Source organism: Methylobacter sp. (genome assembly GCF_036845245.1).
Classification (GTDB): Bacteria; Pseudomonadota; Gammaproteobacteria; order Methylococcales; family Methylomonadaceae; genus Methylobacter_A.
The window spans coordinates 32,423-56,712 of sequence record NZ_DAIUEH010000016.1 but is presented as its reverse complement, the minus strand read 5'-3'; the positions used below and the strand labels follow the sequence as shown (position 1 = coordinate 56,712).

General features: G+C 45.6%; 19 protein-coding genes. 12 read left to right on the top strand and 7 right to left on the bottom strand.

Translation table 11 applies throughout. The annotated features are described in order from the left end of the window. The first annotated feature begins 212 nt into the window (after positions 1-212). From V7051_RS08965 to V7051_RS08955, 3 genes are all read left to right on the top strand, one after another. On the top strand, positions 213-344 hold the full coding sequence (locus V7051_RS08965) for a hypothetical protein (RefSeq protein ID WP_334181135.1): 132 nt from the start codon (positions 213-215) through the stop codon (positions 342-344). Positions 345-775: 431 nt separating this feature from the next. After that, positions 776-2,029 (top strand): TIGR02270 family protein, encoded by a 1,254-nt coding sequence (locus V7051_RS08960; RefSeq protein ID WP_333874607.1) that lies wholly within the window; start codon positions 776-778, stop codon positions 2,027-2,029. A gap of 30 nt (positions 2,030-2,059) precedes the next feature. Then, entirely contained in the window at positions 2,060-3,718 is a 1,659-nt protein-coding gene (locus tag V7051_RS08955; RefSeq protein ID WP_333874608.1) for a transglycosylase SLT domain-containing protein, read from the top strand. Positions 3,719-3,868: 150 nt separating this feature from the next. On the opposite strand, the gene V7051_RS08950 is transcribed toward V7051_RS08955, so the two are convergent. From V7051_RS08950 to V7051_RS08940, 3 genes are all read right to left on the bottom strand, one after another. Further along, positions 3,869-4,651: an alpha/beta fold hydrolase gene (locus V7051_RS08950; RefSeq protein WP_333874609.1), complete on the bottom strand. Its 783-nt coding sequence runs from the start codon at positions 4,649-4,651 to the stop codon at positions 3,869-3,871. A 186-nt stretch (positions 4,652-4,837) separates the two neighbouring features. After that, the gene (locus V7051_RS08945; protein WP_333874610.1) at positions 4,838-6,361 is read right to left on the bottom strand and encodes a serine/threonine-protein kinase; all 1,524 of its coding nucleotides are present in this window, start codon (positions 6,359-6,361) and stop codon (positions 4,838-4,840) included. A gap of 41 nt (positions 6,362-6,402) precedes the next feature. Beyond that, complete coding sequence (locus V7051_RS08940; RefSeq protein ID WP_333874611.1) at positions 6,403-8,820, bottom strand: caspase family protein; 2,418 nt, start codon at positions 8,818-8,820, stop codon at positions 6,403-6,405. Positions 8,821-9,416: 596 nt separating this feature from the next. On the opposite strand from V7051_RS08940, the gene V7051_RS08935 reads away from it, so the two are divergent. Further along, a complete protein-coding gene (locus V7051_RS08935; RefSeq protein ID WP_333874612.1) occupies positions 9,417-10,160 on the top strand; it encodes a class I SAM-dependent methyltransferase in 744 nt (247 codons plus the stop codon). Positions 10,161-10,439: 279 nt separating this feature from the next. Here the strand turns inward: V7051_RS08935 and V7051_RS08930 are convergent, their stop codons facing one another. The 3 genes from V7051_RS08930 to V7051_RS08920 all read right to left on the bottom strand — a co-directional run bounded on the left by V7051_RS08930 (position 10,440) and on the right by V7051_RS08920 (position 14,421). Continuing rightward, positions 10,440-11,402, bottom strand: coding sequence for an alpha-E domain-containing protein (locus V7051_RS08930; protein WP_333874613.1), 963 nt, complete (start codon positions 11,400-11,402; stop codon positions 10,440-10,442). 3 nt (positions 11,403-11,405) lie between these two features. Further along, on the bottom strand, positions 11,406-12,833 hold the full coding sequence (locus tag V7051_RS08925) for a circularly permuted type 2 ATP-grasp protein (protein ID WP_442919640.1): 1,428 nt from the start codon (positions 12,831-12,833) through the stop codon (positions 11,406-11,408). An 862-nt stretch (positions 12,834-13,695) separates the two neighbouring features. After that, positions 13,696-14,421, bottom strand: a complete 726-nt coding sequence (locus tag V7051_RS08920; protein WP_333874614.1) for a peptidase — start codon at positions 14,419-14,421, stop codon at positions 13,696-13,698. Positions 14,422-14,946: 525 nt separating this feature from the next. Between V7051_RS08920 and V7051_RS08915 the strand changes: the two genes are divergently transcribed. The 8 genes from V7051_RS08915 (at position 14,947) to V7051_RS08880 (ending at position 23,504) form a co-directional block, all read left to right on the top strand. After that, positions 14,947-15,819 (top strand): transglutaminase family protein, encoded by an 873-nt coding sequence (locus V7051_RS08915; protein ID WP_333874615.1) that lies wholly within the window; start codon positions 14,947-14,949, stop codon positions 15,817-15,819. A 504-nt stretch (positions 15,820-16,323) separates the two neighbouring features. Further along, positions 16,324-17,418 (top strand): lysozyme inhibitor LprI family protein, encoded by a 1,095-nt coding sequence (locus V7051_RS08910; RefSeq protein ID WP_333874616.1) that lies wholly within the window; start codon positions 16,324-16,326, stop codon positions 17,416-17,418. Between the two features lie 163 nt (positions 17,419-17,581). After that, a complete protein-coding gene (locus V7051_RS08905) occupies positions 17,582-18,868 on the top strand; it encodes an Hsp70 family protein (RefSeq protein ID WP_333874617.1) in 1,287 nt (428 codons plus the stop codon). 112 nt (positions 18,869-18,980) lie between these two features. Beyond that, positions 18,981-19,820 carry a hypothetical protein gene (locus tag V7051_RS08900; RefSeq protein WP_333874618.1) on the top strand — a complete coding sequence of 280 codons (840 nt, stop codon included), beginning with the start codon at positions 18,981-18,983 and terminating at the stop codon, positions 19,818-19,820. Between the two features lie 191 nt (positions 19,821-20,011). Then, positions 20,012-21,001 carry an oxidoreductase family protein gene (locus tag V7051_RS08895; protein WP_333874619.1) on the top strand — a complete coding sequence of 330 codons (990 nt, stop codon included), beginning with the start codon at positions 20,012-20,014 and terminating at the stop codon, positions 20,999-21,001. A 1-nt stretch (position 21,002) separates the two neighbouring features. Continuing rightward, on the top strand, positions 21,003-21,899 hold the full coding sequence (locus tag V7051_RS08890) for a 3'(2'),5'-bisphosphate nucleotidase CysQ family protein (protein WP_333874620.1): 897 nt from the start codon (positions 21,003-21,005) through the stop codon (positions 21,897-21,899). A 193-nt stretch (positions 21,900-22,092) separates the two neighbouring features. Further along, on the top strand, positions 22,093-22,905 hold the full coding sequence (locus V7051_RS08885; protein WP_333874621.1) for a DODA-type extradiol aromatic ring-opening family dioxygenase: 813 nt from the start codon (positions 22,093-22,095) through the stop codon (positions 22,903-22,905). A gap of 47 nt (positions 22,906-22,952) precedes the next feature. Then, positions 22,953-23,504: a hypothetical protein gene (locus tag V7051_RS08880; protein ID WP_333874622.1), complete on the top strand. Its 552-nt coding sequence runs from the start codon at positions 22,953-22,955 to the stop codon at positions 23,502-23,504. Positions 23,505-23,752: 248 nt separating this feature from the next. Here V7051_RS08880 and msrB read toward each other — a convergent pair whose 3' ends face one another. After that, entirely contained in the window at positions 23,753-24,274 is a 522-nt protein-coding gene (gene msrB, locus V7051_RS08875) for a peptide-methionine (R)-S-oxide reductase MsrB (RefSeq protein ID WP_333874623.1), read from the bottom strand. Between the last annotated feature and the right edge of the window lie 16 nt (positions 24,275-24,290).

Genomic DNA, 24,290 nt, shown 5'->3' with positions numbered 1-24,290 from the left:
AATGAAAAACTTTAACCTGATTTGCAAGACACTTCAGCCAAGCATTAAATCAATGAACAGTGGATGCTGAACTCTATCTATTAATCTACAAAAAATCAGTCGGCATGGGTGAAGCGAGTTCAGGGTAGAGGAAGCAATCAACTTAAACAATTAGTAGAAATACTTGTTCTGCAGCAAAATAATCAGCGATGGTGCAATGAGGATTTTTCGGGATGTGGCCGTCCCGCCAATTCACTGCCCAGATTGCCGATCCGTTTTGCCATGGGAGCGATACAGAACCGGCGGAGCGCTTCGAATTTGAGGAAATGCCGTCTGCACAAGTACAGCATCAGGCTTTTTTATGAGGTAATCCGACGTTTTATTGTGCATTACTGATTACCCGTTGTACCCGTTCTTTCAGCGAACGGGGCTGGTCTATGCAACTCGGCGATAATTTGCAAATCGACGAGCTACCGGCGTATATTCTTAAACAAGACGGCGAAGCTATGTTGCGGCCTCATACTGAAGTTTATTTGAGTGAAAATGCTGTAAAAAAACATTTTAAATCAGTGTATTATGTTATTTATCAGTTATTGCGGCAGCGATATTGCACGCATGGCCAGGTTTCAGTCCGTGTCAGAACTGCTAAAAATCTTAGCTGGGCCATAGGGCTAATGATATTGTATTCCCAGAAGCATTAATGGGAGACGCGTTTGGTTGGCGCGTTGTCAATTATCACTCTATGGGTGCAGAATAAGTTCTTCCAAAGCCTATTGTTACATTCGGTGCTGGTACGATGAAACAAGTTCAATCGGTTATCCCTCATATCATTGATCAACATGCTGAAGAAGCGGCATTTCTTTGGCTATTAAGGCATAACGCGGTTTATGCGCCACACTATAACTTAAAAGATCTGACCAAATTGGATGGGCGCATCGAAGCCCATATTGATGGGTTGAGAATTGCCGGCGATTATGGCTGGGAGACTTGTTGTCGTAATCTAGAGTTAAAAGAGCGTGGAGAGGTGTTTGCCGCAGCTATTCTCGCCTTAGAGGGGAATCATATTGATCGAATTAACAAGGTTTATCAGGTCGCTGAGGACGCACCGGAGACTTTAGCCGGTCTTATTTCTGCGTTCGGCTGGGTAGAGCCTCAAGCATTGCAGGGCAAAGTAAGCGGTTTACTCATTTCAGAAAATCCTCTATGGCGACAGGTAGGCATCAAAGCATGCGCCATACATCGTGTTGATCCGGGGAGATTTCTTGATCAGGCCATTCAGGATGATGATGTTCGCTTGAGAGCCTATGCGCTGAGGGCTGCCGGTGAATTGGGGAGGGTTGATCTGAAACCTGCATTGTTGGAACAGGTTAACAATCAAGATCCTTTTGTCGGGTTTTGGGCTGCATGGTCAGCGGTGTTAGTGGGTAATCGTGGCAAAGCGCTATCTTTATTACAGAGCAAAATCATTGATGATTCGACTTTCTCTGTCAAATCGATGCAAGTGGCTCTTCGTGTACTTAATCTGCAACAGGTTAAAGAGTTGTTAAAAACACTGGTGCAGAGCGATCATAGAATCCGGGAAGCCATTATCGGTGTCGGCATATCGGGCGATCCAAGCTACATTCCTTGGTTAATCAAGCAAATGGAAGCTCCGAAATTAGCAAAGATTGCAGGAGAATCTTTTAGTCTCATCTGCGGAGCAGATATCGCTTATGAGGATTTGGATGGCGAGTTACCGAAAAACTTTACTGCCGGCCCAACGGAAAACCCGGACGATGAGGAAGTAGCAATGGATCCGGACGAAGATTTGCCTTGTCCCGACCCGCTGCTGATAGATCGTTGGTGGAAACAGCACCAACACAATTTTTTACCCGGTGTTCGTTATCTTTTAGGGAAACCGGTTAATGAGCTTCAATGTCGGATGGTATTGAGATCAGGCAAACAACGTCAACGTCAGGCAGCCGCTTTGGAATTGTCGTTGTTGCAGCCGGCGACATCGCTATTTGAAACGCGGGCTATAGGCAAAAGACAGCAGAAATTGCTTTCATGAATGTAGTTGTGGGGTAGAGGAGGGGAGTTTATGGAGGATGATAAAACCGTCATCATGCCGAAAGGCGACCTCCAGAAGGAATTCGATTCGGACCGTACTGTGTTATCTCCGTTTGGATTGTATGTGAGTTTGGCAGATGCGCAGGGTAAAACAACGAAAGAATTCTTCTTTACGCATGGCTTCACTGCCGGGCGGTCACAGGATAACGATATTGTTATCCAGAATGGAGAGGTCAGCCGCCGCCATCTAGAGGTTAAACAGGAAAATGGGGAATGGTGGATTTTTGACCGGAATAGCGCTAATGGCATTTATGTTCAGGACAGGTTAGTCGAACAAAAGGCGAAACTAAATTTCCCTGCATCGGTTTTATTGGGTAATTCCGGTATTTCTTTAAAAATTCAGGCAACCACAGAATGCGGGCAGTCGGCAGAGGAGGTCTATGTCACCGCTTCACCAATAGATGTGCCGGATAAGAATACACACAGAAATTTATCTCAAGAGGCAATAAAAGCCCGCTTATTGGACGAGGGAGAGGCCGAGGATTCCGGCGACTACACCCGCATGGTGCGTCAACTGATCCATGAAGACCGCACCATTCGCGGCAAAAAATACAATAAAGTTATTCGGGCATTGGGCGTTTTATTTCTGCTGTCCGTGGCATTGGTTACTTACCAGCAGCTTGCGCTTTCTAAGGCACGAGCCTTGGCTATTGATATGTTCTATGATATGAAGACGCTGGAGGTCAGTCTGTCCAAGGCTGAGCTAATGATAGATGAAAGTGCGGAGGTGCTGGACAAAACCTTAAAGGCCGTTGTGAAGCAAAAGCTGAATGCCGAGCAAGAACAGATTAAAGCCGAGCAGGATAAAATTGCCGCAGAAAGAATACGCGTGGCGCAGGAAAGGCAAAAGCTTAACAGCATGAAAGCTAAATATCAGCAATATGTAAAAGAAGCCACCTCTTTTCGGATCAGGTTCCTTAGCGATGCGAGTTACGAAGAGGAATTGATCATCAAGGTTGCCAGGGAGCTTGGCGAGAGCGAGCTGGAGTTGCCGGATGGTTTTGTAGCGGAAGTCAGGCGGTACATTAAATCCTGGCAGGAGTCTTCAAGAATGCAACAGGCAATGGGGCGTTTTGAAGCAAACAACTATGCTGCTGAAGTTATTTCTGCGTTGGAAAAAGAGGGGCTGCCATTGTATTTTATTTATCTGCCGCTTCAGGAGAGTAATTACGATACCCAGGCGATTGGCCCTGCGACTCCCTACGGAGTGGCTAAAGGGGCATGGCAGTTTTTGGCTTCAACCGCACAGCAATATGGACTTTCATCGGGCCCCTTGGCAGACGTCAGGGAATATGATGCGCAGGACACCCGGTTTGACTTCACTCAGGCCACTCGTGCCGCAACAAAGTATTTGAAATATATCTACAGTACTGAGGCTCAGGCGTCAGGGTTATTGGTCATAGCGAGTTATAACTACGGTCATAACCGGGTCAGAGAAATGATCAAAAAAATGCCCGATAATCCCCGGGACAAGAATTTCTGGAAATTCATCCAGCGTTATGAAATCCCGAAGGAGACATATGATTATGTGTTTTATATTTTCTCAGCGGCGGTCATAGGCGAAGATCCGAAACATTTTGGCTTTAAATTTAGTCCTCCACTTTTGCTGTTAGCAACAGAACCAACTTAGGGCGGATAGCTCTTCCAAAACAAGAGGCTAGCCTACGTAGGCAAATTGGATATGATGTTCTGTCGCAAAATTCATTGAGTAGAACTCTCCTTCAAGCGGCTATTTAGAGTACGCCAAACAATATATATCTTCATTCCATGAAGTTCGACTTCAATAGTGTCTATAATCAAAACGTAGCATTTTAATATTTCTTGATGTGGCATAGTGCTGAATATTGCTCAGAAGCAGCGGCCAGATTTTCTCCCAACAACAACTATGATCAAATTCCGGCATGACAATCAACCGTGCATCATGCTGATGCAGTACTGTTGGCTGAATTAAACTTACTGGAATATTCTGATCTTTACCACCGGCGAAATGTAATTGAAATAAGGCTGGATTCAGGGGTGGCTGTTCCGCTGGATTCTTTGACCCCATGAGTGGAGTATAATCATGCAGACTGGACCAGGCTTTGATGTCCAGATTTCCGGCAATAGTCACAATGCCTTGTAAGTTTTGTACTTGCTCAGCCATAAGCATAGCCAATGTGCCTCCTCCACTATATCCGATCAATACCACTCGCTTCGTCCCTAGAGGCTTAAGAATTTGTTCCAAGGCGACAGCCATAGATTTTATGATAATCGGGGCATAGCGTTTGTCCGTCCAAAGAGTGGGCTCACAAGGCGGTATATCGCCAAACCCGTTGTAACAAGGTCGCCCCAGATAAACCGCGGGAGCGGTATCAAGCGTCATCAATCTGAACAGCAGCGGATTTCTAGGGGTCGGGTCTTTAGAAACCCATCGATTATTGATCCAGGGTGTACCATCCCCATCCAGATAAACATGCAGTTCTTCGTTATTGTTCTGCGCTTTATTTGTGTACGCAACATGTTTAAATTCTGTGCCTTGAACAATGGTTTTGTTAAAACCTAAGCGCATTGCTTCCTGATCCATGCGTACGCCCGGTGTGGTGCAGCCAACAATCATTAATGTCAGGCAGAAAATATGGATCAATCGCGCAATAGGTTTCATGGAAGGGGAGCCAAGGTCATATTCACATTATACAAAGAAGACAGAATGATGACTGCTACTGATGTTGATTTTCGGTTTCAAGAGCAGCTGATAAAAGTTGCTTGAAACTCACTCATTAGGCCCTGATTGGATTGTGGCAGGACTATTAATTTTTGAAGCGTCGAGCTGCATAATCTTTTTTTTCAACTTCAAAAGACCTTCATGTTTTGGGATAGCCTCCAACCCTTCTTCGATTTTTGCCAGACTTTCATCATAATTATTTTGTTCGAAGAGTTTTTCAGCTTCTTGCAGGACCAGATCGGCTATCTTTTCCAGCCCCTCTTTTGCCGGTTTATTGTAAGGATCAATTTCTAGTACTTGGCGATATGCCCATAATGCATTACTGCCTGAAGGAGCTGTAATATAGCCGACTTCGAAATGAATTTGGGCTAGTTCCAAAAGATCTTTAATTTTAAGCTCCTGCTCTGGCGTCAGTGCAATAACCTTATCACCCACCACATCAACAGTTGACTGGACATAAATGTATTGCCCTGCGGCAACAAGCAACGCGATCACCGTTATTCCCGCCAATAGCGAGGGCAGTACAGAACGAGGTTGCATCTCATCAATAAACTGTGAAATGGAACGGGTTCGTTTCTCTCTTTTGAAAGCCAGTGCATGGCTCAATGCATTCCATTGACGTCTTGATAGCCTAGGAATTACCGGAGGCTGGAGATTAACTTCATTGGCTTTGTGAGCGGAAAGCCTACCGAATGGATGCTTGCCGGTGAGGAGTTCATAGGTAACGCAAGCTAATGCATAAATATCGTCCCGCGGATCAGGATCTTTATTCTCAAACATTTCCAAACTGGCATAGGCCGGGGTAAGAGCCCCCAAGTCTCTGGCATTAAAAATAGTCTTATCATTAGATTGCTTGTCGGATCGTGTCGCGGCACAGGCAATGCCGAAGTCGAGAACTTTGACTTCCCCATTTTCTTTTATAAAAATATTACCGGGCTTGAAATCGGAATGGACGATGTTACGTTTATGAGCATAAGCTAATGCCAAAGCTAACCCCTTAATGATGGGCCATGCCTTTTTAAAAGCGATTCCTTTTGTAGCGGTTTCATTTATATATTCTTTGAGAGATTTGCCCTCAAGAATTTCCATCACCATATAAACATTGTCGCCATCACGATCGAAGTCATAAACATTGACAATATTCGGGTGGGCCAGCTGTTGAGTTTTTTTTGTTTCTCTTTGTAAAGCGATAAACAGTCCGGGGTCATCTTTAAACTCTTCATTCAAGACTTTTATCGCAACATCGGGGGATTCATCGCGCGCCTCTTGTCGACGCAAGTCCGTTGCTTTAAATACCGTTCCCATGCCTCCACTGCCAAGCACTTCGCGAAGAATAAAACGATTTTTAAGTATGGAGCCAACTTTTAACGTTGATACGTCGGGGTTTTCAACATGATCTTTTGTGATTATTGTAGCCTCGTCATTGTCTGTAACATTCTGTCTGAGTACAGTCGCAGCATCAACAGTTTGGTGTAGATCCTGTTTTTGATCTTCTTTAATAATAGTTTGCTGTAGGTCGTCTATACCGGCTGGAGAAATTCTGGTTGCATCATTGTTTTCTGAGTTCATCATATTCAACAAAGTAGGTTGAGTTCTTTTGTAAATGTCTCAAATTAACTTCTTGGTATAAAAAAATACGGGCTGCCTTCGTGTCCTGCATGTTGCATAGCGGAATATTGCGGCATTTGCTGAAAACCGATAGTGGCTGCTGATTGTTTAACTTGTCCGGCAATTACGCTGTAAAGTTTATAGTCTTCCATTAATCCTCGATTTGATTCGAGCGCTTTGAGTAAAGCATTAGCGAATATTGAATGGCTGTCGCTGCCGGAATCCAGAACAGGTTTTACACCGCCTGATGTCATGACTGTTCGGGCTTTACGGTTAATCATAAAATTCAGCCATTTTTCCTGTTTACTTTCCTGAATGTCATCAGGAATCCTGGCAATAGAGCTAGTCGTCATGGCGCCTGAATAACAAGAATCCGCAATCACCAGGATATGTTTGGCCAAAATAACATTTAAATATTGGGTAATGTTATGGCTGGATAACCAATTAGCAGGGTTATTCGCTTCCGCATCTGTTGGCAGCCAGTAAGCACTTTGGTCGTTTTTATCTATATCTCCATGCCCGGCATAATAAATCAGCAAATTATCGTTTTCAGTTAATGTATTGCGTAAGTTATTCAGCGAAGTCATGATCTGATGTCTGTTCGCATTAAGTAGCAATGTTGTTTTATAACCGTAACGAGTGCGTAGAATTTCATCGATTGCTTTAGCATCATTCACCGATGTTTTAAGTGCGGGCATATTAATGTAGTCATTATTACCAATGATTAACGCATAAAACCGGCCGAAATTAATTGAAGGGTATGTGCTGGAAATAGATGTTTCTGCTTTTTGATCGGCAGATTGGGTTATTTCCTGGCTAGTGGATAATAGATTAAAAGTGAATTCACTGCTGTTGCCTTGTTTGTCTTTGGCAACTATTCTTACAGTAGTTAATGGACTTGCAACGGCTATTTGGGATTTAAATATCCCGTCTTTATCCGCTTGTATAGATTGCTGGTTGACCTCTAATGTTTCTAAATCAGTAGCAGGGACAATCTTGCCGACGATGTCTTGAGACTTGGTGACAGATCTTAGTTGATAGCTTGGATAGCCACGGGTTAGTGTGATTGGAGGGTCGATAAGCTCTATTGCCGGCCCTGCTTGAACAACCTGAAGATCCAACGTCTTGAGGGTATTTTGCACAACTAAGATCGAATCTTTTAGCTCTTTGATTTGTTTTCCCTGATCCGATAAATCATTTTTTGCGTGGGTGAGATTATCTCGTAATTTTTCAACATACAGCTTATCTTGAGTGGTTTTCGCTTGTGCCGACTTCTCATCAATCTTATCCATATCCACTTTGATTTGGACAAAAGTCCGATGATAGTTTTCTTCCATTGCATGTAACTGAACATTCAAATCTCCCAGTTTGTTTTTGGCTGATTCTACCTGTTGAGTCCGATTGCGATCTTCTTGGGAAATCTTAGCCGGCTTGGGCTTGGTTATAGATTGTGTGGAATCGGTTTCCGGTTTGGCAATAACCCGACTTCGCTCATTATTTAACTTACTTTCAAGCTGAGAAACTTGTTGCTGTTGAATATCTAAACTGCTCTGATTGGTTTCCAGATCTTTTTGAAGAGAATTGATTAGCTTTTCATTGCGTATAGATTTTCCTTTTTCCTGGTTTAATTTACTGCGGGTGTTTTCAAGCTGATCTTCAATCGTAAGTAATTTCTGCTTTTGAATGGATAATTGTTGTTGAGTTTTATCCAGTTCCTTACGTAAGCTTTCAGCTTCTTCCTTGTACCCTTTAGATTCTTGTCGCAATGATTCCAATTGTTGCTGATAATTGCTGGAGACAGTGGCTTCGGTAACTGCGGCAAACTGCAAATCTGAGTTTTCAAGCCCTGACGCTTGGCGGTACCAATTTAGGGCAGCTGACTTGTCCTGTTTGACCCCCAGGCCTTTTTCATAAAGATAGCCCAGATTAATCTTGGCCCTGGAATTACCTTGATTAGCGGCTTTTAAATACCATTGGGCAGCAAGCGCAGGATCAGCAACCCCGCCCAAGCCTTTTTCATAAATTTCGCCTAAAGTGACCTGGGCTTCAGCATCGCCTTGTTGTGCTTGAGGTAACCACACTTTGAGCGCCGTAGCGTAATTAGCTCGATCATAAGCCACATATTCACCGCCACGGATTTCACAGTCGCCTGCGGTTGTTTTAATTGGGCGTCGCGCAGAAAGATAAGACATCTGGCTGCCGAGCTTGCGGATTTGCCCCGGTAATAAACAATCAACGATAAATAGCTTATCAGTTTTTTGCGGGCTATAGCCTTCAACTGATATCGCGCTGTTCAGATCAGGGACGGAACTGGACTGGCAACCAATTAATGCGGTCAAGATTGCAGTCAGGAAAAAAAAGCCTAATTTTGTAGGCGTAGAGGGCGGATCGTCAAAACAAGCTCGTTTACTTATCGGTAACATGTTGTGACCTCACAAAATTAGGAATATACCTTGCCAGGAATTATCGCAGCTGAGGTGTATATTCGAAGACTTTTAAAGAATTGTATAATAAAAAACCGTGGGGCAACAAAATTTAGAAGCTGTTTAAAAACCTAACGATTGGGTAAGCTGGGACATTTTCAAATTTTCAATATGCTCAAGGCTATCGTCGGCTGTATAGTGTGCTCAGAGGTCATTTACATGGGATCGCACTGAAATCTGTTCGGTGTGGATGTGCTAAAGCCTTATGAAATCGCTGGTTATTTTTTTGGCCCGACAGGTAGTCACTAGCTAAATCAAAAAGAGTGGGGTATGCATGTAGGCTTTGTGGCGGAGTACTTGCGGACCGAGGGGCAATTTCACTCGGCCAAATACCTAAAGCCCAGTCGTTTTCGGTGGGGCTTTTTTATGTCTGGAATGTCAGTAAGGGCGCGGTTCTGTTCAGCGCAGATTTATGACTGTAATGGATAGCAAGATTGAATGATTTTATGTGCTTAAAATGTGCCTCGCTCAGACACTTGAAACTCTTTTTGCTTGACATAGCCATCCTCTAATTTCTCCCTGGAGACGTGATAATTTTGAAGATTCTTAATGACTACGAACTTCTGATAGCGAACCGGAAGTTCTATGAGCCTCTCTGGCGTGATGCCAAGCTGGTTGAACCTGAGCACTTCAATACTTGGCCATTGATCCGCCCACTGGTGGCCAAGGCGGCTTGTCGCATGGAAGTGGCTCCCGGTTTACGGCCGCGCTTACCTGTTGAGGGCACTGCCTTTGTCGACATCAGTATGAATGCGTTGACCAAATTGGCCGCCCACGGTGGGAGGTCTGTGATGGCTTCCATTGGCAGATTGCCCTTTGCCGACGGAACTTTTGATTTGTTGTGTGCTCTCGATATTATCGAACACATAGATGATGACCACAGTGCTATGGCGGAATTGGCTCGTGTCGCCACAATGGGCGCTACCCTGTTACTTTCAACGCCGCTGCATCCCGAGATGTGGACGCCTTTTGACGATTTCGTAGGGCATCGGCGACGCTATAAACCGAAACAGATCCAGATGCTGTTGCAACACCACGGCTTTACCATAGAACGTAGTGCCGTCTTCGGTATGAAACCCCGTTCCTCATTGCTGTTGGATATCGGTATGTGGTTTTTGAAACATCGACGAGAGAGAGCCATGAAGTGGTATAACCGGGTCATGCCTTATACGATGCGTTTGCAAAAAAAACTCCAGCTTCATGAAGGCCTGATCAATACGGATGGGGTCGGTGAGATCCTGTTGGTCTGCAAGCGATTGTCTTCCGGTAGGACTTCATAAGATCTAGCGTTTATAGGATAGGAAGAGACCATATCATAAAGGGTAGGTCTCCAAATTGGCTGTTATTGCCTACTTTGGCACGAATCCTAACTCTCTTGGTTGATTGAGGAAGCAGCCCAGAATAATTGTCTTAAAAATTATTTATAAACAAGTAGCTAAACTTATTTCTTCAGAGACTTTATAGAAGAGTTGAATAAGCACGAGTTTAGTAAAACACTTTACTACGCTTGAAGACCCACGAATCGAGCGTAAAAAGCTTTATTGCTTGCCAATATCTAATTATCGGCTCAACAACAGCCTGTCGCGGCGTGATAAATAAGCGTCGCGAATCTCTCGTCCCAACAGCGCGGTATTTTTCAAAAAATCGGTGAGATATTCGTGCAGACCCCGGCCAAACGCATCTTCGATACGGCCGAAATGCAGCGCAGCGTGCTGTTCACCAGCAAGGCGACGTGCTTCCTGACCTGAGAACCCATTAATGTCGATCAAGGCTGCCTCCACTTCGTTCATGCAGGCATGCAGCGAGCGCGGCATATCGTCTCTGAAAATCAGCAGCTCGCTGACCCGCTGCGGCGATATCACGTCGCGATATATTTTTTGGTAAGCTTCGAAAGCACTGACTGATTTCAATAATGAACCCCATTGGTAATAATCTGCCGCGCCACCGACATCGCTCACGCTGGGCAGTAGAATATGATATTTCACATCCAGTATGCGTGCGGTATTGTCGGCGCGTTCGAGAAAAGTGCCCAACTTAATGAAGCTGAGTCCAATATCTTTGAGTATCGTCCCTAAAGTTACCCCACGAAACAGATGCGAACGATTCTTGACCCAGTCAAAAAAATCCCGGTATTTTTCATAATCCATTTGCCGTGGCAGACGATTGACTTCCAACCAAGTGTCGTTGATGGCTTCCCACATTTCCGAGGTAATTGCGCCGCGTACTGTGCGCGCATTTTCGCGTGCAAGCCGAAGACAGCTATAAATGCTGGCTGGGTTGTCGGGGTCCAATGCCATATAATGGGTGACAGCATCCGCTCTGGCCAAGCCATACTTGACTTCGTAACTATTGGCGCAACCGGTTATATTCAGCGGCGCATACCACAAATAGGCCTGGGTGCCTTCAATATCCAGCGGCAATAACGATGTGCGGTGCGCCACATCCAGCACTCGCGCGGTGTTTTCGGCACGCTCGATATGACGTGCCATCCAATATAAATTTTCAGCGGTGCGAGATAGCATGATTTAGTCCTCTAGTACCCAAGTGTCTTTGGTGCCGCCGCCCTGCGATGAATTAACCACCAGAGAGCCTTCGTTGAGCGCCACCCGCGTCAGGCCTCCCGGCACTATACGTACTTCCTTGCCAGACAATACGAACGGCCTTAAATCGACATGGCGTGGCGCAACGCCGGATTCCACCAGAGTTGGGCAAGATGACAGCGCCAGTGTTGGCTGTGCAATAAATTTGGCAGGTTCCGCCAAAATGCGTTGTTTGTAAGCTTCTATTTCGGCCTGCGTGCTGGTAGGGCCAACCAACATCCCGTAGCCGCCGGAACCTTGCACTTCCTTGACTACCAATTCTGGCAAATGCGCGAGTACATATTTCAAATCTTCACTCTCACTTAGACGCCAAGTCGGCACATTAGACAATAACGGTGTTTCGCCGAGATAAAATCGTATCATTTCCGGTACGAACAGATAGGTAGATTTATCGTCCGCCACGCCAGTGCCGACACCGTTGGCCAGTGCAACATTACCGCTGCAATACGCATCCATCAAACCCGGTACGCCGAGAGTCGAATCGGGGCAAAACACTCGTGGATCGATAAAATCGTCGTCCACCCGCCGATAAATTACATGCACCTGTTGCGGGCCATCGGTGGTGTGCATGTAAACTTTTTGTTGATGCACGAACAGATCCTGACCTTCGACCAGTTCCACACCCATTTGACTGGCGAGGTAGGCATGTTCGAAATAGGCGCTGTTATAAGAACCAGGTGTCATCACTACGATTACCGGATAGGCGGCATTAGGAGGTGCCGCTTCGCGTAGGGTATTGAGCAGCATTTGCGGATAATGTTCCACTGGCTCGACGGTATGTTTGACAAACAGTTCGGGAAATAAACGCATCATGGTTTTGCGGTTTTCCAGCATGTAGGAAACTCCAGATGGTGTGCGTAAATTGTCTTCCAACACATAGAAATCGTTTTCCGCAACCCGCACCAGATCGATCCCAGCGATGTGGGCATAAACCTGATTGGGGAGGTCGACACCGCGCATTTCGGGGCGATACAGTACGTTGTCCAGTACCTGATGAGCACTAATTACACCTGCCTTGATGATTTCCTGATCGTGGTAAATATCATGCAGAAAGGCATTAAGCGCACGCACCCGTTGCTTGAGGCCCCGTTCCATGCGTCGCCATTCTGTAGCACCAAAAATACGCGGCACAATATCGAACGGAATCAGACGTTCCGCCCCGCCCGTTTCGCCATAGACGGCAAAGGTGATACCCAGCCGTCGGAACAGTAATTCCGCTTCCGCGTTTCTGCGTTCCAACGTGCCATCCGGCAATTCTTTTAGCCAGTGTGCGTAGGGTTCGTAAATTTCGCGAACTGCCCCATTGTCGGCGTACATTTCGTTAAAATATTTTTTTAAAATTTTCGTATTCATATATAAATTTCGGCAAGAGTCATGCCATAAGAATATTGCATTATTTTGAGGCGGAATATAAGGACGCTAGAAGCGATCATAGCACTATATGGCGCAGTTGCGTTGTCTCGCCATTGAGGTTAATCCGAAATTTTCTTCAAAATATTTTAGGCGCTGTAGAAATGCTTGAGGATTCGGCTTCTACTTTGGAATCAATACTTAGAAAAGTTAAGTTTTTATGAGAAAGCCGTACTGTTTCCCGCCTTGCTCATCTCGTCGGTCCACTCACCAGGATATTGGGCTCGAAGGTATACCAATGCCGATCAAAGTAGGCTTCAAACCTGCCGGCAAAATCCATAGCGCCTATGGTTGGGTGGCATGCCAATGTCGCCTAAATAGCCGGTGCAGTATCGTGTAGCAATGTTCATGCAGCGACAGAAAACTATGAAGAGGTGGGTAATCACGGCAAATGCCGGTCTTCGCGTGGACGCGCCGCCATCCGGTCGGCCTCGCAATATCGGCTCCCCAATAGAAACAGCAGAGCCTCATCAGGCAGATTTGACACTGGCGTTTGGCTCGCCTGCGGGAAAAGCCACATCCGGCTGGTCAGTATCCTTCACGAGCGCATCGGCGGACAGTCTGAGCTGAGCTTGGGGGAGATTATACGGCTACACCAGTTACAAAATTGTCGCGATAGTCTGTGAGTGGAACGGGGGACTGTGATCAGGTGGTCTGGAAGGATCATGTCGGGGATGCGCGTGTAGTGCTTACTCAAAGGTAGGATCATTGGAGTCTGCTGCGGCAAGCGATCATAAGGCCATGACCGCCACCGTCCGTTACGCGTCCATCCTTGCCGCTGTCTCCGAGCTTATGTTCAGCGGTCTTACCAGTCTAGGTTGGGCAGCCGGCTGAACACCTGTCGCGTGCCTTCAGTCCATTGCTTGCCAAGCGCGCTGAAATATTCATCGCCCTCATCGAAGCGGCGACGCATACGTACTTCAAGACTGTGACATTGATAGCAGATCAGATCGATCGGCATGCCGACAGACATATTGCTGCACATCGTCGAATCGAACGAGACGAGGACACATTTTGCGGCATCGTTCAGCGAGGTTGAACGAGTGATGACTCTATCGATAATTGGCTTCCCATATTTGGTTTCCCCGGTCTGGAAATAGGGCGTCTCCAGGCTTGCCTCGATAAAGTTGCCCTGCGTATACAGCCGGAAAAGGCGAGGCGGCTCACCCGCGATCTGGCCGCCCAGTATGAACGAGGCGTTGAAGCGGACATTACCGGCTGCCATGTATTGCGCGTCGCGTTGATCGATGTCGCGCATGGCGTCCGACACCAGCATTGCGGCATCGAACATGGACTCAGCGGCCCATAAATTGGGCTCCCCCTCCTTGGCATTCCGCTGTTTGAGCATGCTGATGACAGCCTGTGTCGCGGCCAGATTGCCCGAACTTAATAGAACGATGACCCGGTCGCCAGCGCGTTCAAACACCGTCATCTTGCAAAAACGTGCAAAATTGTCGACCCCGGCATGAGTGCGCGAGTCCGACGCAAATATCAATCCGGTGTCAAGCATGATGCCTACACAGTAAGTCATGGGTCTATTTTTCCCTTATTCGTTTAAAAAATAATTCCTACAACACATGAATAGAAGTGTTTGCCGGGGGTGGCGTTGCAATTCTTGAGTATAAGTAGTTCAGCTTTAGGTCTGAAACCCCTTTCATTGCCAAAATACTGCCTCATTCCATACCACTGTGCTTTTGGCTGTATGATGGGGTTATGCTTTATTGCTGATAATACCTGACTACGGGGCTTTATCTGTACGTTGCCGAACATAGCAAGGGTGCTGTGTCAATTTTGGATGGCACCAATTGCAATTGATTTCCCTATGTTTCGTTACACTGTAGCTTCTTGCAGGTGCTCCTTAGATAGCGCGGGTTGTTGAACAAGCAGCATGATCTATGCTTCCGTTTTTACTTTGTAGCGCACGCGCTTTCATGGGGTTGCCCAAAATGAGTTTATAATGTTGCATAGTAAGCTCAACATGGTTGCGAAGGTTGTACCCCGTTTATTACTGCGATGAGATTCGACTTTGCGCCCCCGACCGACTGGAGTGATAAATATGCGCCGTCTGCTAATAAAACATGTAACCATTTACCAATACTCTGAAGCTGTAACCCTGCTGCCGCACAAATTGCTTTTACGCCCCCGTGAAGGGCGGAATATACGTATCGAATCGGCTGAGCTGGTTATTTCTCCAGCCTATCAACTGCAATGGCAACGCGACGTGTATGATAATGCCGTGGCCGAGGCAACTTTTTTTGAGCCGATCAACCAACTTTCGATCGATAGCCGTGTTCTGATCCAGCACTATGATGACAAGCCATTGGATTTTCTGGTGGCTGATTATGCGGTGTTGTTTCCTTTTCAGTACGATACCGCCGAGCGGGTTGATTTAGGGCCTTATCTATTAACGATTTTTGATCAAGACCGACCGTTTTTGAGTACGTGGTTACGGCAATTCTGGTATTCCGGCCAAGTAGTAGAAACCTATCTCCTGCTGGAATGGATCAATAAAGCGATCGCGACCGGATTCATCTATCAACATCGGGAGGAACCGGGCGTTCAAACACCGGCAACGACTTTGACCCGACGCACCGGCTCCTGTCGGGATTTTGCCACCTTGTTCATCGAAGCCTGCCACTACCTAGGCTTGGCTGCCCGCTTTGTCAGCGGTTACCTCTACTCGCCAACGCTCTCCCAGGGCCAAGGCGCAACTCATGCATGGTCAGAAGTTTACCTGCCCGGTGCCGGTTGGAAAGGCTTCGACTCTACATCCGGTCAAGTGGTTGGCAATCAACACATTCCTGTGGCTGTGAGTCGGCATCCTGAATTGGTTCCCCCTGTATCCGGCTCGTTTATAGCGGCCCCCAGCGCCAATCTTCAAGTCCCCGTAATGAGCGTATTGGTGGAGGTCGACGAAATCCCGGAGTAATTCCGGATAAAGTAGCAACCAGTCCGTGTTAAAAATGTTTTTGAATAAATCGGTTTTTCAGGAATCAAGTCACTGTTATAAAAATTAGGCATGACAGGCAATGTAAAATATGAGGCTTAAAAGTCAGTATAAATAACGAAAGTGTTTTGTCGCAAAGTTTAACTGAATAGAGTAAACCCCATCCTGCAGGCGAAGTTATCCTGCTAAAGCCATAAATTGCTTGTAAGCCGGTACATCTTTGCCAGTTATTGGAATACCCCGTTGTGGTTATTCCTTTTGCGATACAGCATTTCATTCTGTTAGAACGAAACTTACTTTAATACCGGCGTTAACCGTGGCAAGTAATTAGCTGTGATCATTACGCCAGCCAAAGTTTTGACCATGACAGCTAAAAATCAGCGTACCCAGAGTAGAATCACTCATTTGATTTCTCGTCTTAACCAAAGATAATACGGATGACTGAATTAAACTTTCGACATTACAATTTGCATGGCCATAAAAATTATGAATATTAAAATCGTTGCACTGTTACTTTTTACCGGTCTAATGTTAGCAGGCTGTAATAATCTAACACCTGTCTCAAGTTGTTCTTCTGCTGATGCACAAAAGATAATTGGTCAGCTTATTACTGAGCGGGCAGCAAAATTAACTGCTGATAAAAAGTATGACTATTATGATGGTTCGTTTGTATTCGGAGGGGTTAAAGTTAAAGCTTTGTTAGCTCAGCTTCAAATAGCAGTTGAAAATATTAATACCGTTAAAGAGGATTCAAACAACAAAAAGCTTTGCAGTGGAGTCTTAAAAGTTGCGATTCCGGCCAATATACTTGCTGATGCTAATCAAGCTAGAAAAATTCAACATGAACCAGAAATCGCTCTTTATGCCGAGCAGTTTAACATTGAAAACAGCGGCAATGTTTTCACTCAAGATATCGAATATAGAGTACAACTCATTGGTAAAAGTAAAGCGCAGCAGGTTGAGATTGAAGATGCCGGATGGGCGAATGTGCTTGATCAGATTATAACTTTTGCATTATTAAAGCCCACATTAGAAGTAAAGGATAATGTTCAGCTTGATGAGCAGCCCAAGCAAAATGTTGCGCGTGTAAAATCACAGCTAGAACAAGAAAAACCAGAGGCGGAGCAAGCAAAATTAGAAGATGATAAGCTTAGAGCTACGCTACAAAAGCAGGGGTTAGAAAAATTAAACAAAGAATTGTTGGAAGCGGAACAGGTTAAAAAAGAGATGCTTCAAGAACAAGCTTCTCAACAAGCGGCTACGCAATCATCTGCTCCCACTACAAAACAAATTTCTCCAAGTTTTAATTGCAGTAAAGCCAGCAAACCAACGGAAGTTACAATTTGTGCTCATTCAGACTTGGCTGCTTTAGATGTAAAAAACAGGGATCTCTATGATAAAGCAAAATCCATAAACGCTACCGCTACAAAAGAAATCTGGAAAGAATCCATTAAATCAAAATATGCATGTGGAACGGATGTTGGCTGTATCAAAGAAAGTTATAACCAGTCGATTAAACATTATGAGTGTGTTGGTGCTGGTAAAACTCCGGATTGTGCCGTTGATAGTGTTGATCAATAAACTGAGAGAAAAAGATACTCGCGTATTTTCCCCTGTAGATCAGTAATTAAATCTTATATAGTAGTCATAAACTGACGATCAAGCATTTGCTATATCGAACTTCCTCCATTCAATCCCAGCTGCTGTCCATGAAAAGCAGCTGGTCTGTTCACGATAATTCAGTATGAAAACCCTCAAAAGGCACGGATCGATTGCGTGCGGAATTGATTTTGGAACATCGAACACAACGATAGCCATTGCCCAAGGCAATGATGAGCAAATAACATTGGTTCCAGTAGAAGACGAGCATTTAACCATACCTTCGACCATTTTTTTTCCGACAGAAACGCCAACCGTTGTCTTTGGCCGTAAAGCCATTAAGGCTCATATCGCTCAAGAAGACGGCCGGTTTATGAGAAGTTTTAAGCGGGTGCTTGGTACGTCCCTCATGAAAGAAGGAACCCATATCAGCGGAAGAAAAACAAAATTTGAAAATATTATCGGCCATTTTATTGAAGATATAAAAAATAAAGCAGAGTTATTGGCTGACAGAGAAATTCAACATGTAGTTGCCGGTAGGCCGGTGCATTTTGTCGACGGCAATGACAAAGCAGACAAGGAGGCAGAAGGCCAACTCGAAGCCATATTCGCATCAGCCGGTTTTAAAAATATTCGCTTTCAATATGAACCCATTGCCGCAGCGTTTGCGCATGAATTAACGATGGGCGATACAGAACGCTTGGCGGTCGTTATGGACATTGGCGGCGGTACATCCGACTTTACGATTATGAAGTTATCGGAGCGCTATATTACCAAACAGGATCGCCAAGAGGATATTCTGGCTAATGCAGGGGTTCGGGTCGGCGGTAATGATTTTGATCGAGCATTGAGCATGAAATGCTTTATGCCGCTATTAGGGCTGGGCTCCCTTTGGGGCTCGAAAGGGCTGGGTTTCCCAATAACGCCTTTTTTCGATCTTTCAGAATTGAGCAAAATTCAGTACATGTATACGCAAAAATATAAAAGGGATTTAAAGGAGTTAATCAGTCAATCGAATGACAAGATCCTTACCCGTAGGCTGCTGTCAATTGTAGAGGAAGAGCAGGGGCACACCTTGATGTCTGTCGTGGAGGAAACCAAAATTCACCTTAGCTCATCTGAGCAAACAACGGCTGATCTTTCGTTCATTGAAGCCGATTTGCAAGCGCATATCGATCGGACACAATTCGAGGATAGTCTGTATGGTAATCTTGAGAGCATCCAAAAAACCGTTAATGACTGCATTGTCATGGCGGGGGTAAACGCGGACGATGTTGCTCTCGTCATCCTGACCGGCGGCGGTACCGCTATTCCGTTGATTCAAAAAATCACTCGTCGCATATTTCCATATGCCGAAATAGCTGATAGCAATCGTTTATCAAGCGTTGGGTTCGGTTTAGCGTGTGACGCCAAGCGGTATTATTTAGGATAACAGAGTCGGTGTTTTCCGCTTTATTCAGTGCACTGGAATTAGAAGGGCGTTTTTGATGAATCCCGCGCCAGGGTGCGATGGTATAATGCCTGATCTAAATTAAGGCTAACAAATGACTGAGAACAACAATCAACCCATGGAATTACACCCACTTTGCACTTATTTTCCACGGATGTCTGAGGATGAATTTAATGCGCTTAAAGATAATCTTCAGCATAACGGACAAACACACCCTATTTACACACTGGACGGCATGATCCTTGATGGCGGCAACCGCTATCGTGCGCTATCTGAACTGGGCATTGATCCCGTAATGATCGAATACACCGGCTCTAACCCGACACAATTCATCTTATCGTCAAATTTACTTCGTCGGCACTTAACGCAAGGCCAGTCTGCGGCCATCGTGTCGGCTTCTCAAAGCTGGGTCAATGCTCAGGCGGCCTCCCATTCAGGAAATACTGCGCAATTAGACACTGCAACAGCCAGGGCTAAACAGTCTGGGGTAGGGCACCGCACGCAACAGCTAGCAGACAAATTGATTAAGGAAGCTCCGGCAGAGTTGGTAAAGGAAGTTATCGATGGCAAAAAAAGTTTGAATAAAGCCATTAAAGAGATCTCGCCGCCAAAGATTGTAGCACCAAAGCCCGTTCCGGTTGCTGAGGAAAGCCAAGAAACTCAGTCGAGCGAGACTGTCGGGTTGAACAGCATAGTTGACGAACAGCAAGGTGCGGACGCTGACAATCATGTCATGCTGAAAGTGTTTGAATCTGACGATAGCGTTTCAGAGTCGATTGACGAAGTTAATAAATTAACTGAACTGAATAAGATTTTAAACGTGCGCATCAATGAATTGGTCGCTGAGAAAGAAGAAGCGATTAAGACGGCTAACTACTGGAAGGATAAATTCTTAGCGCTCGAAGCAGAGCTGAATCAGGGAATTACAACGTAATTTCAATTATTTAGACTTAACCTGATAGTGATTTATTAGAAACATCGATCAGGTTAAATTCAGCGGCCCCGTTGTTTATTCGAGACGGTTTTCTATTGAATGTCATCGTTAAAATCCGACAGTCACCATTTCCCGAGGAAAAAGGCGGGGCAAATTTGAAAAAATAGCCTGCTTTAAAGAATTACAACTTTATGAAAAGTCACATTCGCGACCTCATTCTCAAGGCCACCGGAGCCGATGCTGCCTTTGAAATCGAGGTCATTCAGCGCCTGTGGAGCGGTTATGGCGAAATCGTGCGCTATGGTTTAACGGGCGGTGACAGACGCAGTGTGATCGTTAAGCATGTGAAGCTGTCGGTTCAGAGCCGCCATCCGTGCGGGTGGAATACCGATGTATCGCATCGGCGCAAAATGCGTTCCTACCAGATCGAAACAGCCTGGTACGGGAATTGGAGCCAGCGTTGTGACACGGCATGTCGTGTACCGACCTGTTTGGTGTTCGAATCGTTCGGTGACGAGGTACTGATTGTGTTGGAAGACCTTGACGTCGCCGGGTTTCCGTATCGCCGTTCGGTCGTCCGGGATGACGAGATGCGCACCTGTTTGAACTGGTTGGCGAATTTTCATGCGACCTTTATTGACGAGCAACCTGAAGGCTTATGGCCCATGGGGACTTATTGGCACTTGGAAATTCGGCCTGACGAACTGCAAGCATTGAACGACATCGCCTTGAAAAATGCCGCATCGGCAATAGACCAAAAATTGCGCGATAGCCCTTATCAAACCTTTGTCCACGGAGATGCCAAATTGGCCAATTTTTGTTTTTCCGTTGATGGCAGCCGCGTCGCGGCCGTGGATTTTCAATATGTCGGCGGTGGATGCGGGATCAAGGACGTGGCTTACTTTATCGACAGTTGCCTAAATGAAGACGAATGCCAACGTCAGGAGAGCCAGTTGCTGGACGTTTATTTTCAGGCGCTGAAACAAGCCATTAAGACCAAACAAAAAGCCGTCGATGCCGAAGCTGTCGAGCAAGATTGGCGAGCGCTCTACCCAGTGGCCTGGACCGATTTGCACCGTTTTCTGAAGGGCTGGAGTCCAGGCCATTGGGACGCCAATAGCTACAGCGAACGTCTGGCACGCGAAGTCATCGCGCAGTTACAGAATAATCGAAGGAAATAAGATGCGTTTGTCCACAGAGGATCTGTTTTTGCTCAGCCAATGCGCTATCTCGGCCGCTTATCAGGCAGGGCATGTGATTGCCACATATTCACAACGTTCCGTCGCCGTAAACATCAAAGACGGCGGCGCCAGCCTGGCTGCTCAGGTGGTGACGGAAGTCGATCACTTGAGTCAGGACATCATCCTACAAATTTTACAGCCGACCTGCGCGATGTTCGATTTGGCCTTGCTAACGGAAGAAAGCCCGGACGACTGTGAGCGCCTGCGCAAAGATTTTTTCTGGTGCATCGATCCATTGGATGGTACCTTGCCGTTCATTGAATCGGTGCCGGGCTATTCGGTGTCCATCGCATTAGTCTCCCGCGATGGCATTCCAATGATAGGCGTGGTTTATGATCCTCTGGCACAAACACTTTATCACGCCATTAAAGACCAAGGCGCTTGGTATAACAATCAAGCGTTAAAGTTGGCGGCAACACTATCATCGATGGAGCAAACATTGACCTTCATCACCGATAAAAGCTTCGCCCAAGATCCGCTTTATCAAACTACTCTGGTCGAGCTGGAGCGCATAGCCTCAGATTTGGGTCATGTCAGTGCGACCATGTGGCTCCAAGGCGGCGCGGCGATGAATGCCTGCCAAGTTCTGAATACCCCGGCAGCATGCTATTTCAAATTTCCCAAACCGCAATTAGGGGGAGGCAGCATCTGGGATTATGCGGCGACCGCCTGCCTGTTTCACGAAGCCGGCGCACCTGTTAGCGATATTCATGGCAATCCGTTGGCGTTAAATCCTACTGGATCAACGTTTATGAATCATTGCGGCGTTTTGTACTGCGCCGATCAATCCATTGCCGATCAGGTGATGCGGTTTTATAAGGGGCTGACACAAGAATGAATACGGCGGCGTTACCCAAGTTAGAAGTCGGATCATCCGTCCTTGCCCTCAAACGGATTCAGAATTTAGCAACTGTAACAGGGAGACACACTTTAATAATAAATGATCAGATCTATCGCGAACTTTCCAGACTCCCTGAGCGTGGATTCGAGAAAGTTAATTACTGGAATATGCAATTATCGGCCAAGCACATATGAACAGCGAATCAGCTATTATACAAAGTTCTGTATTGTATCTTTCTCATGGAGGCGGCCCTTTGCCCCTGCTGGGGGATAAAGGCCACCAGAACATGGTGAATTTTATTAGAGAGGTTGCTCCACAGCTTGTAAAGCCTTCAGCTATTTTAGTCATTAGCGCGCATTGGGAAGAGAGTAAGCCAACCATTACCAGCGGGAAGTCTCCTTCATTGATTTATGATTATTATGGGTTTCCTAAAGCGTCCTATGAAATTGAATATCCCGCACCAGGTGCTCCTGAGCTAGCGAATAAGATTTTTAATCTCTTAGGAAAAGCGGGGATTGAAGCAAAACTAGACGACCAGCGTGGATTTGATCACGGTTTATTTGTGCCTTTAAAGATGCTGTATCCGGAGGCAAACATTCCTTGTGTTCAATTGTCACTGGTAAACAGCTTGCAGCCGGAAGAGCATATTCAGATGGGTAAAGCCTTAGCTGATTTGAGAAAAGATAACGTTCTTGTTATAGGTTCTGGATTTTCATTCCATAATCTCAAAGAATTTTTTATGCCATCGACAAAAGAAGCCAAAGCTATGAATGAGTCCTTCGAGCAGTGGCTGATTGAAACCTGCTCAAGCAGTCATTTTACTGAACAGGAACGGGAGCAACGGTTGAGAAATTGGCATGCGGCGCCTGCTGCAAGCTACTGCCATCCAAGAGCAGAGCACTTATTACCGTTACACGTTTGTTATGGTGTCGCCGGTTCAGCGGCAAAAAAAGTATTTCAATTTGAAATCATGGGAAAAATGGCGAGTGCATATCTTTGGTAAATCGGCTTAATTATTTACAGACAGTAATGAAATAAAAGCAACGCCCAATGTCTGAAATTAAGTATTCGATTGAAGCCCACGCTTACGATATTGTTGGCGTGGCCGCCCATGATTTTTGGGTCTTAAGAGATGAAAAAGGCAAGGTTTTAGGTCAATTGCATGGACTGGCAACGAATATTGAAAACAAGATAAAGCCGATAGGTATTATGGGCGATAAGCTGAAATTTTATCACTTTGGTTCTCGCGCTATCTTATTGGGTTTAAACCCGAATTGTGATTTGAATTATATAAAGGCAGGTCAAAAATCAAAGCCGATTTTTTCCGGTAGCTCAGCTGATGTATTAGACCGATGGGACAATGCCGTTAAAGCCCTCCCTTATCTGAATGATCTTGAAGTGCCTTATACGCCTTTTGCAATTCTTGGATTAGCTCCTATCAACAGTAACACCGCCTATACATTATTAGGTAAGCTCATGGGCATACCTGTGCATAATTTTTCGGGTTACTGGCAACCGGGATTGCGAAACATCCATAAACTTCTGACTTCTTCGCAGCTGGAATCCATGAGATATCCTCAAGAACTACCGGATATTGTTTGATTGGGCCGAGCGTGTGTTAGTTAATGACTAAGCAAAACTTATCAGGTAACGATAAAAATCCGGAAAAACTGGATGCCGATTGGATGGAGCAGATGCTACTAAGACAATGATAAGCAATAATTGTTGATAAATTTCGAGGCTCTTTACTGACAAAACCTGCAAATTTCTTACGCCTTTGACAAGGTGGGTCCAGAACGCAGGCACAGAGTCGAGTCGGCGATTCAAGGGTTAAAGTCGATGAGTGCAGGTCACTTATTCGTTTGAAACTCGGTCAAAAACTTCCCATAGCCGGCGGCTTCCATGTCTTCTACAGGAATAAACCGTAATGCAGCTGAGTTAAGGCAATATCTGAGCCCCGTTGGTTTCGGGCCATCATTGAATACATGACCCAGATGTGAGTTACCATAACGGCTGCGAACTTCCGTGCGTGGAAACAGCAGCAGAAAATCCTTTTTTTTAACGATATTCTCAGGCACTAGCGGACGAACAAAGCTGGGCCAGCCTGTTCCTGAATCATATTTATCCTTAGATGAAAAGAGGGGTTCGCCGCTGACCACATCGACATAAATACCTTCCCGTTTTTCATCCCAGTAGGCATTTTTAAAGGCCGGTTCCGTGGCTTCTTCTTGCGTCACCTGATATTGCAAAGGCGTTAGCGTTTTCTGTAAAGTTTCATCAGATGGTTTACTGTATTGCGCATTACTTTCCTCAGCATGACTGCTTATTGGGAACACGGCGACAATCATTAAAAAGAATATACTTGCTTTCATGGCATCTTTTCCCGCT

Bases quoted from the DNA above. Each gene is read 5' to 3' on its own strand.
- V7051_RS08965 (WP_334181135.1), top strand. From the start codon at position 213: ATGTGGCCGTCCCGCCAATTCACTGCCCAGATTGCCGATCCGTTTTGC.
- V7051_RS08925 (WP_442919640.1), bottom strand. From the start codon at position 12,833: ATGAATACGAAAATTTTAAAAAAATATTTTAACGAAATGTACGCCGAC.
- V7051_RS08950 (WP_333874609.1), bottom strand. From the start codon at position 4,651: ATGGATCAGGAAGCAATGCGCTTAGGTTTTAACAAAACCATTGTTCAA.
- V7051_RS08895 (WP_333874619.1), top strand. From the start codon at position 20,012: ATGAAAAGTCACATTCGCGACCTCATTCTCAAGGCCACCGGAGCCGAT.
- V7051_RS08900 (WP_333874618.1), top strand. From the start codon at position 18,981: ATGACTGAGAACAACAATCAACCCATGGAATTACACCCACTTTGCACT.
- V7051_RS08945 (WP_333874610.1), bottom strand. From the start codon at position 6,361: ATGATGAACTCAGAAAACAATGATGCAACCAGAATTTCTCCAGCCGGT.
- V7051_RS08920 (WP_333874614.1), bottom strand. From the start codon at position 14,421: ATGACTTACTGTGTAGGCATCATGCTTGACACCGGATTGATATTTGCG.
- V7051_RS08885 (WP_333874621.1), top strand. From the start codon at position 22,093: ATGAACAGCGAATCAGCTATTATACAAAGTTCTGTATTGTATCTTTCT.
- V7051_RS08930 (WP_333874613.1), bottom strand. From the start codon at position 11,402: ATGCTATCTCGCACCGCTGAAAATTTATATTGGATGGCACGTCATATC.
- V7051_RS08880 (WP_333874622.1), top strand. From the start codon at position 22,953: ATGTCTGAAATTAAGTATTCGATTGAAGCCCACGCTTACGATATTGTT.
- V7051_RS08955 (WP_333874608.1), top strand. From the start codon at position 2,060: ATGGAGGATGATAAAACCGTCATCATGCCGAAAGGCGACCTCCAGAAG.
- V7051_RS08905 (WP_333874617.1), top strand. From the start codon at position 17,582: ATGAAAACCCTCAAAAGGCACGGATCGATTGCGTGCGGAATTGATTTT.
- V7051_RS08915 (WP_333874615.1), top strand. From the start codon at position 14,947: ATGCGCCGTCTGCTAATAAAACATGTAACCATTTACCAATACTCTGAA.
- V7051_RS08940 (WP_333874611.1), bottom strand. From the start codon at position 8,820: ATGTTACCGATAAGTAAACGAGCTTGTTTTGACGATCCGCCCTCTACG.
- V7051_RS08960 (WP_333874607.1), top strand. From the start codon at position 776: ATGAAACAAGTTCAATCGGTTATCCCTCATATCATTGATCAACATGCT.
- V7051_RS08890 (WP_333874620.1), top strand. From the start codon at position 21,003: ATGCGTTTGTCCACAGAGGATCTGTTTTTGCTCAGCCAATGCGCTATC.
- msrB (WP_333874623.1), bottom strand. From the start codon at position 24,274: ATGAAAGCAAGTATATTCTTTTTAATGATTGTCGCCGTGTTCCCAATA.
- V7051_RS08910 (WP_333874616.1), top strand. From the start codon at position 16,324: ATGAATATTAAAATCGTTGCACTGTTACTTTTTACCGGTCTAATGTTA.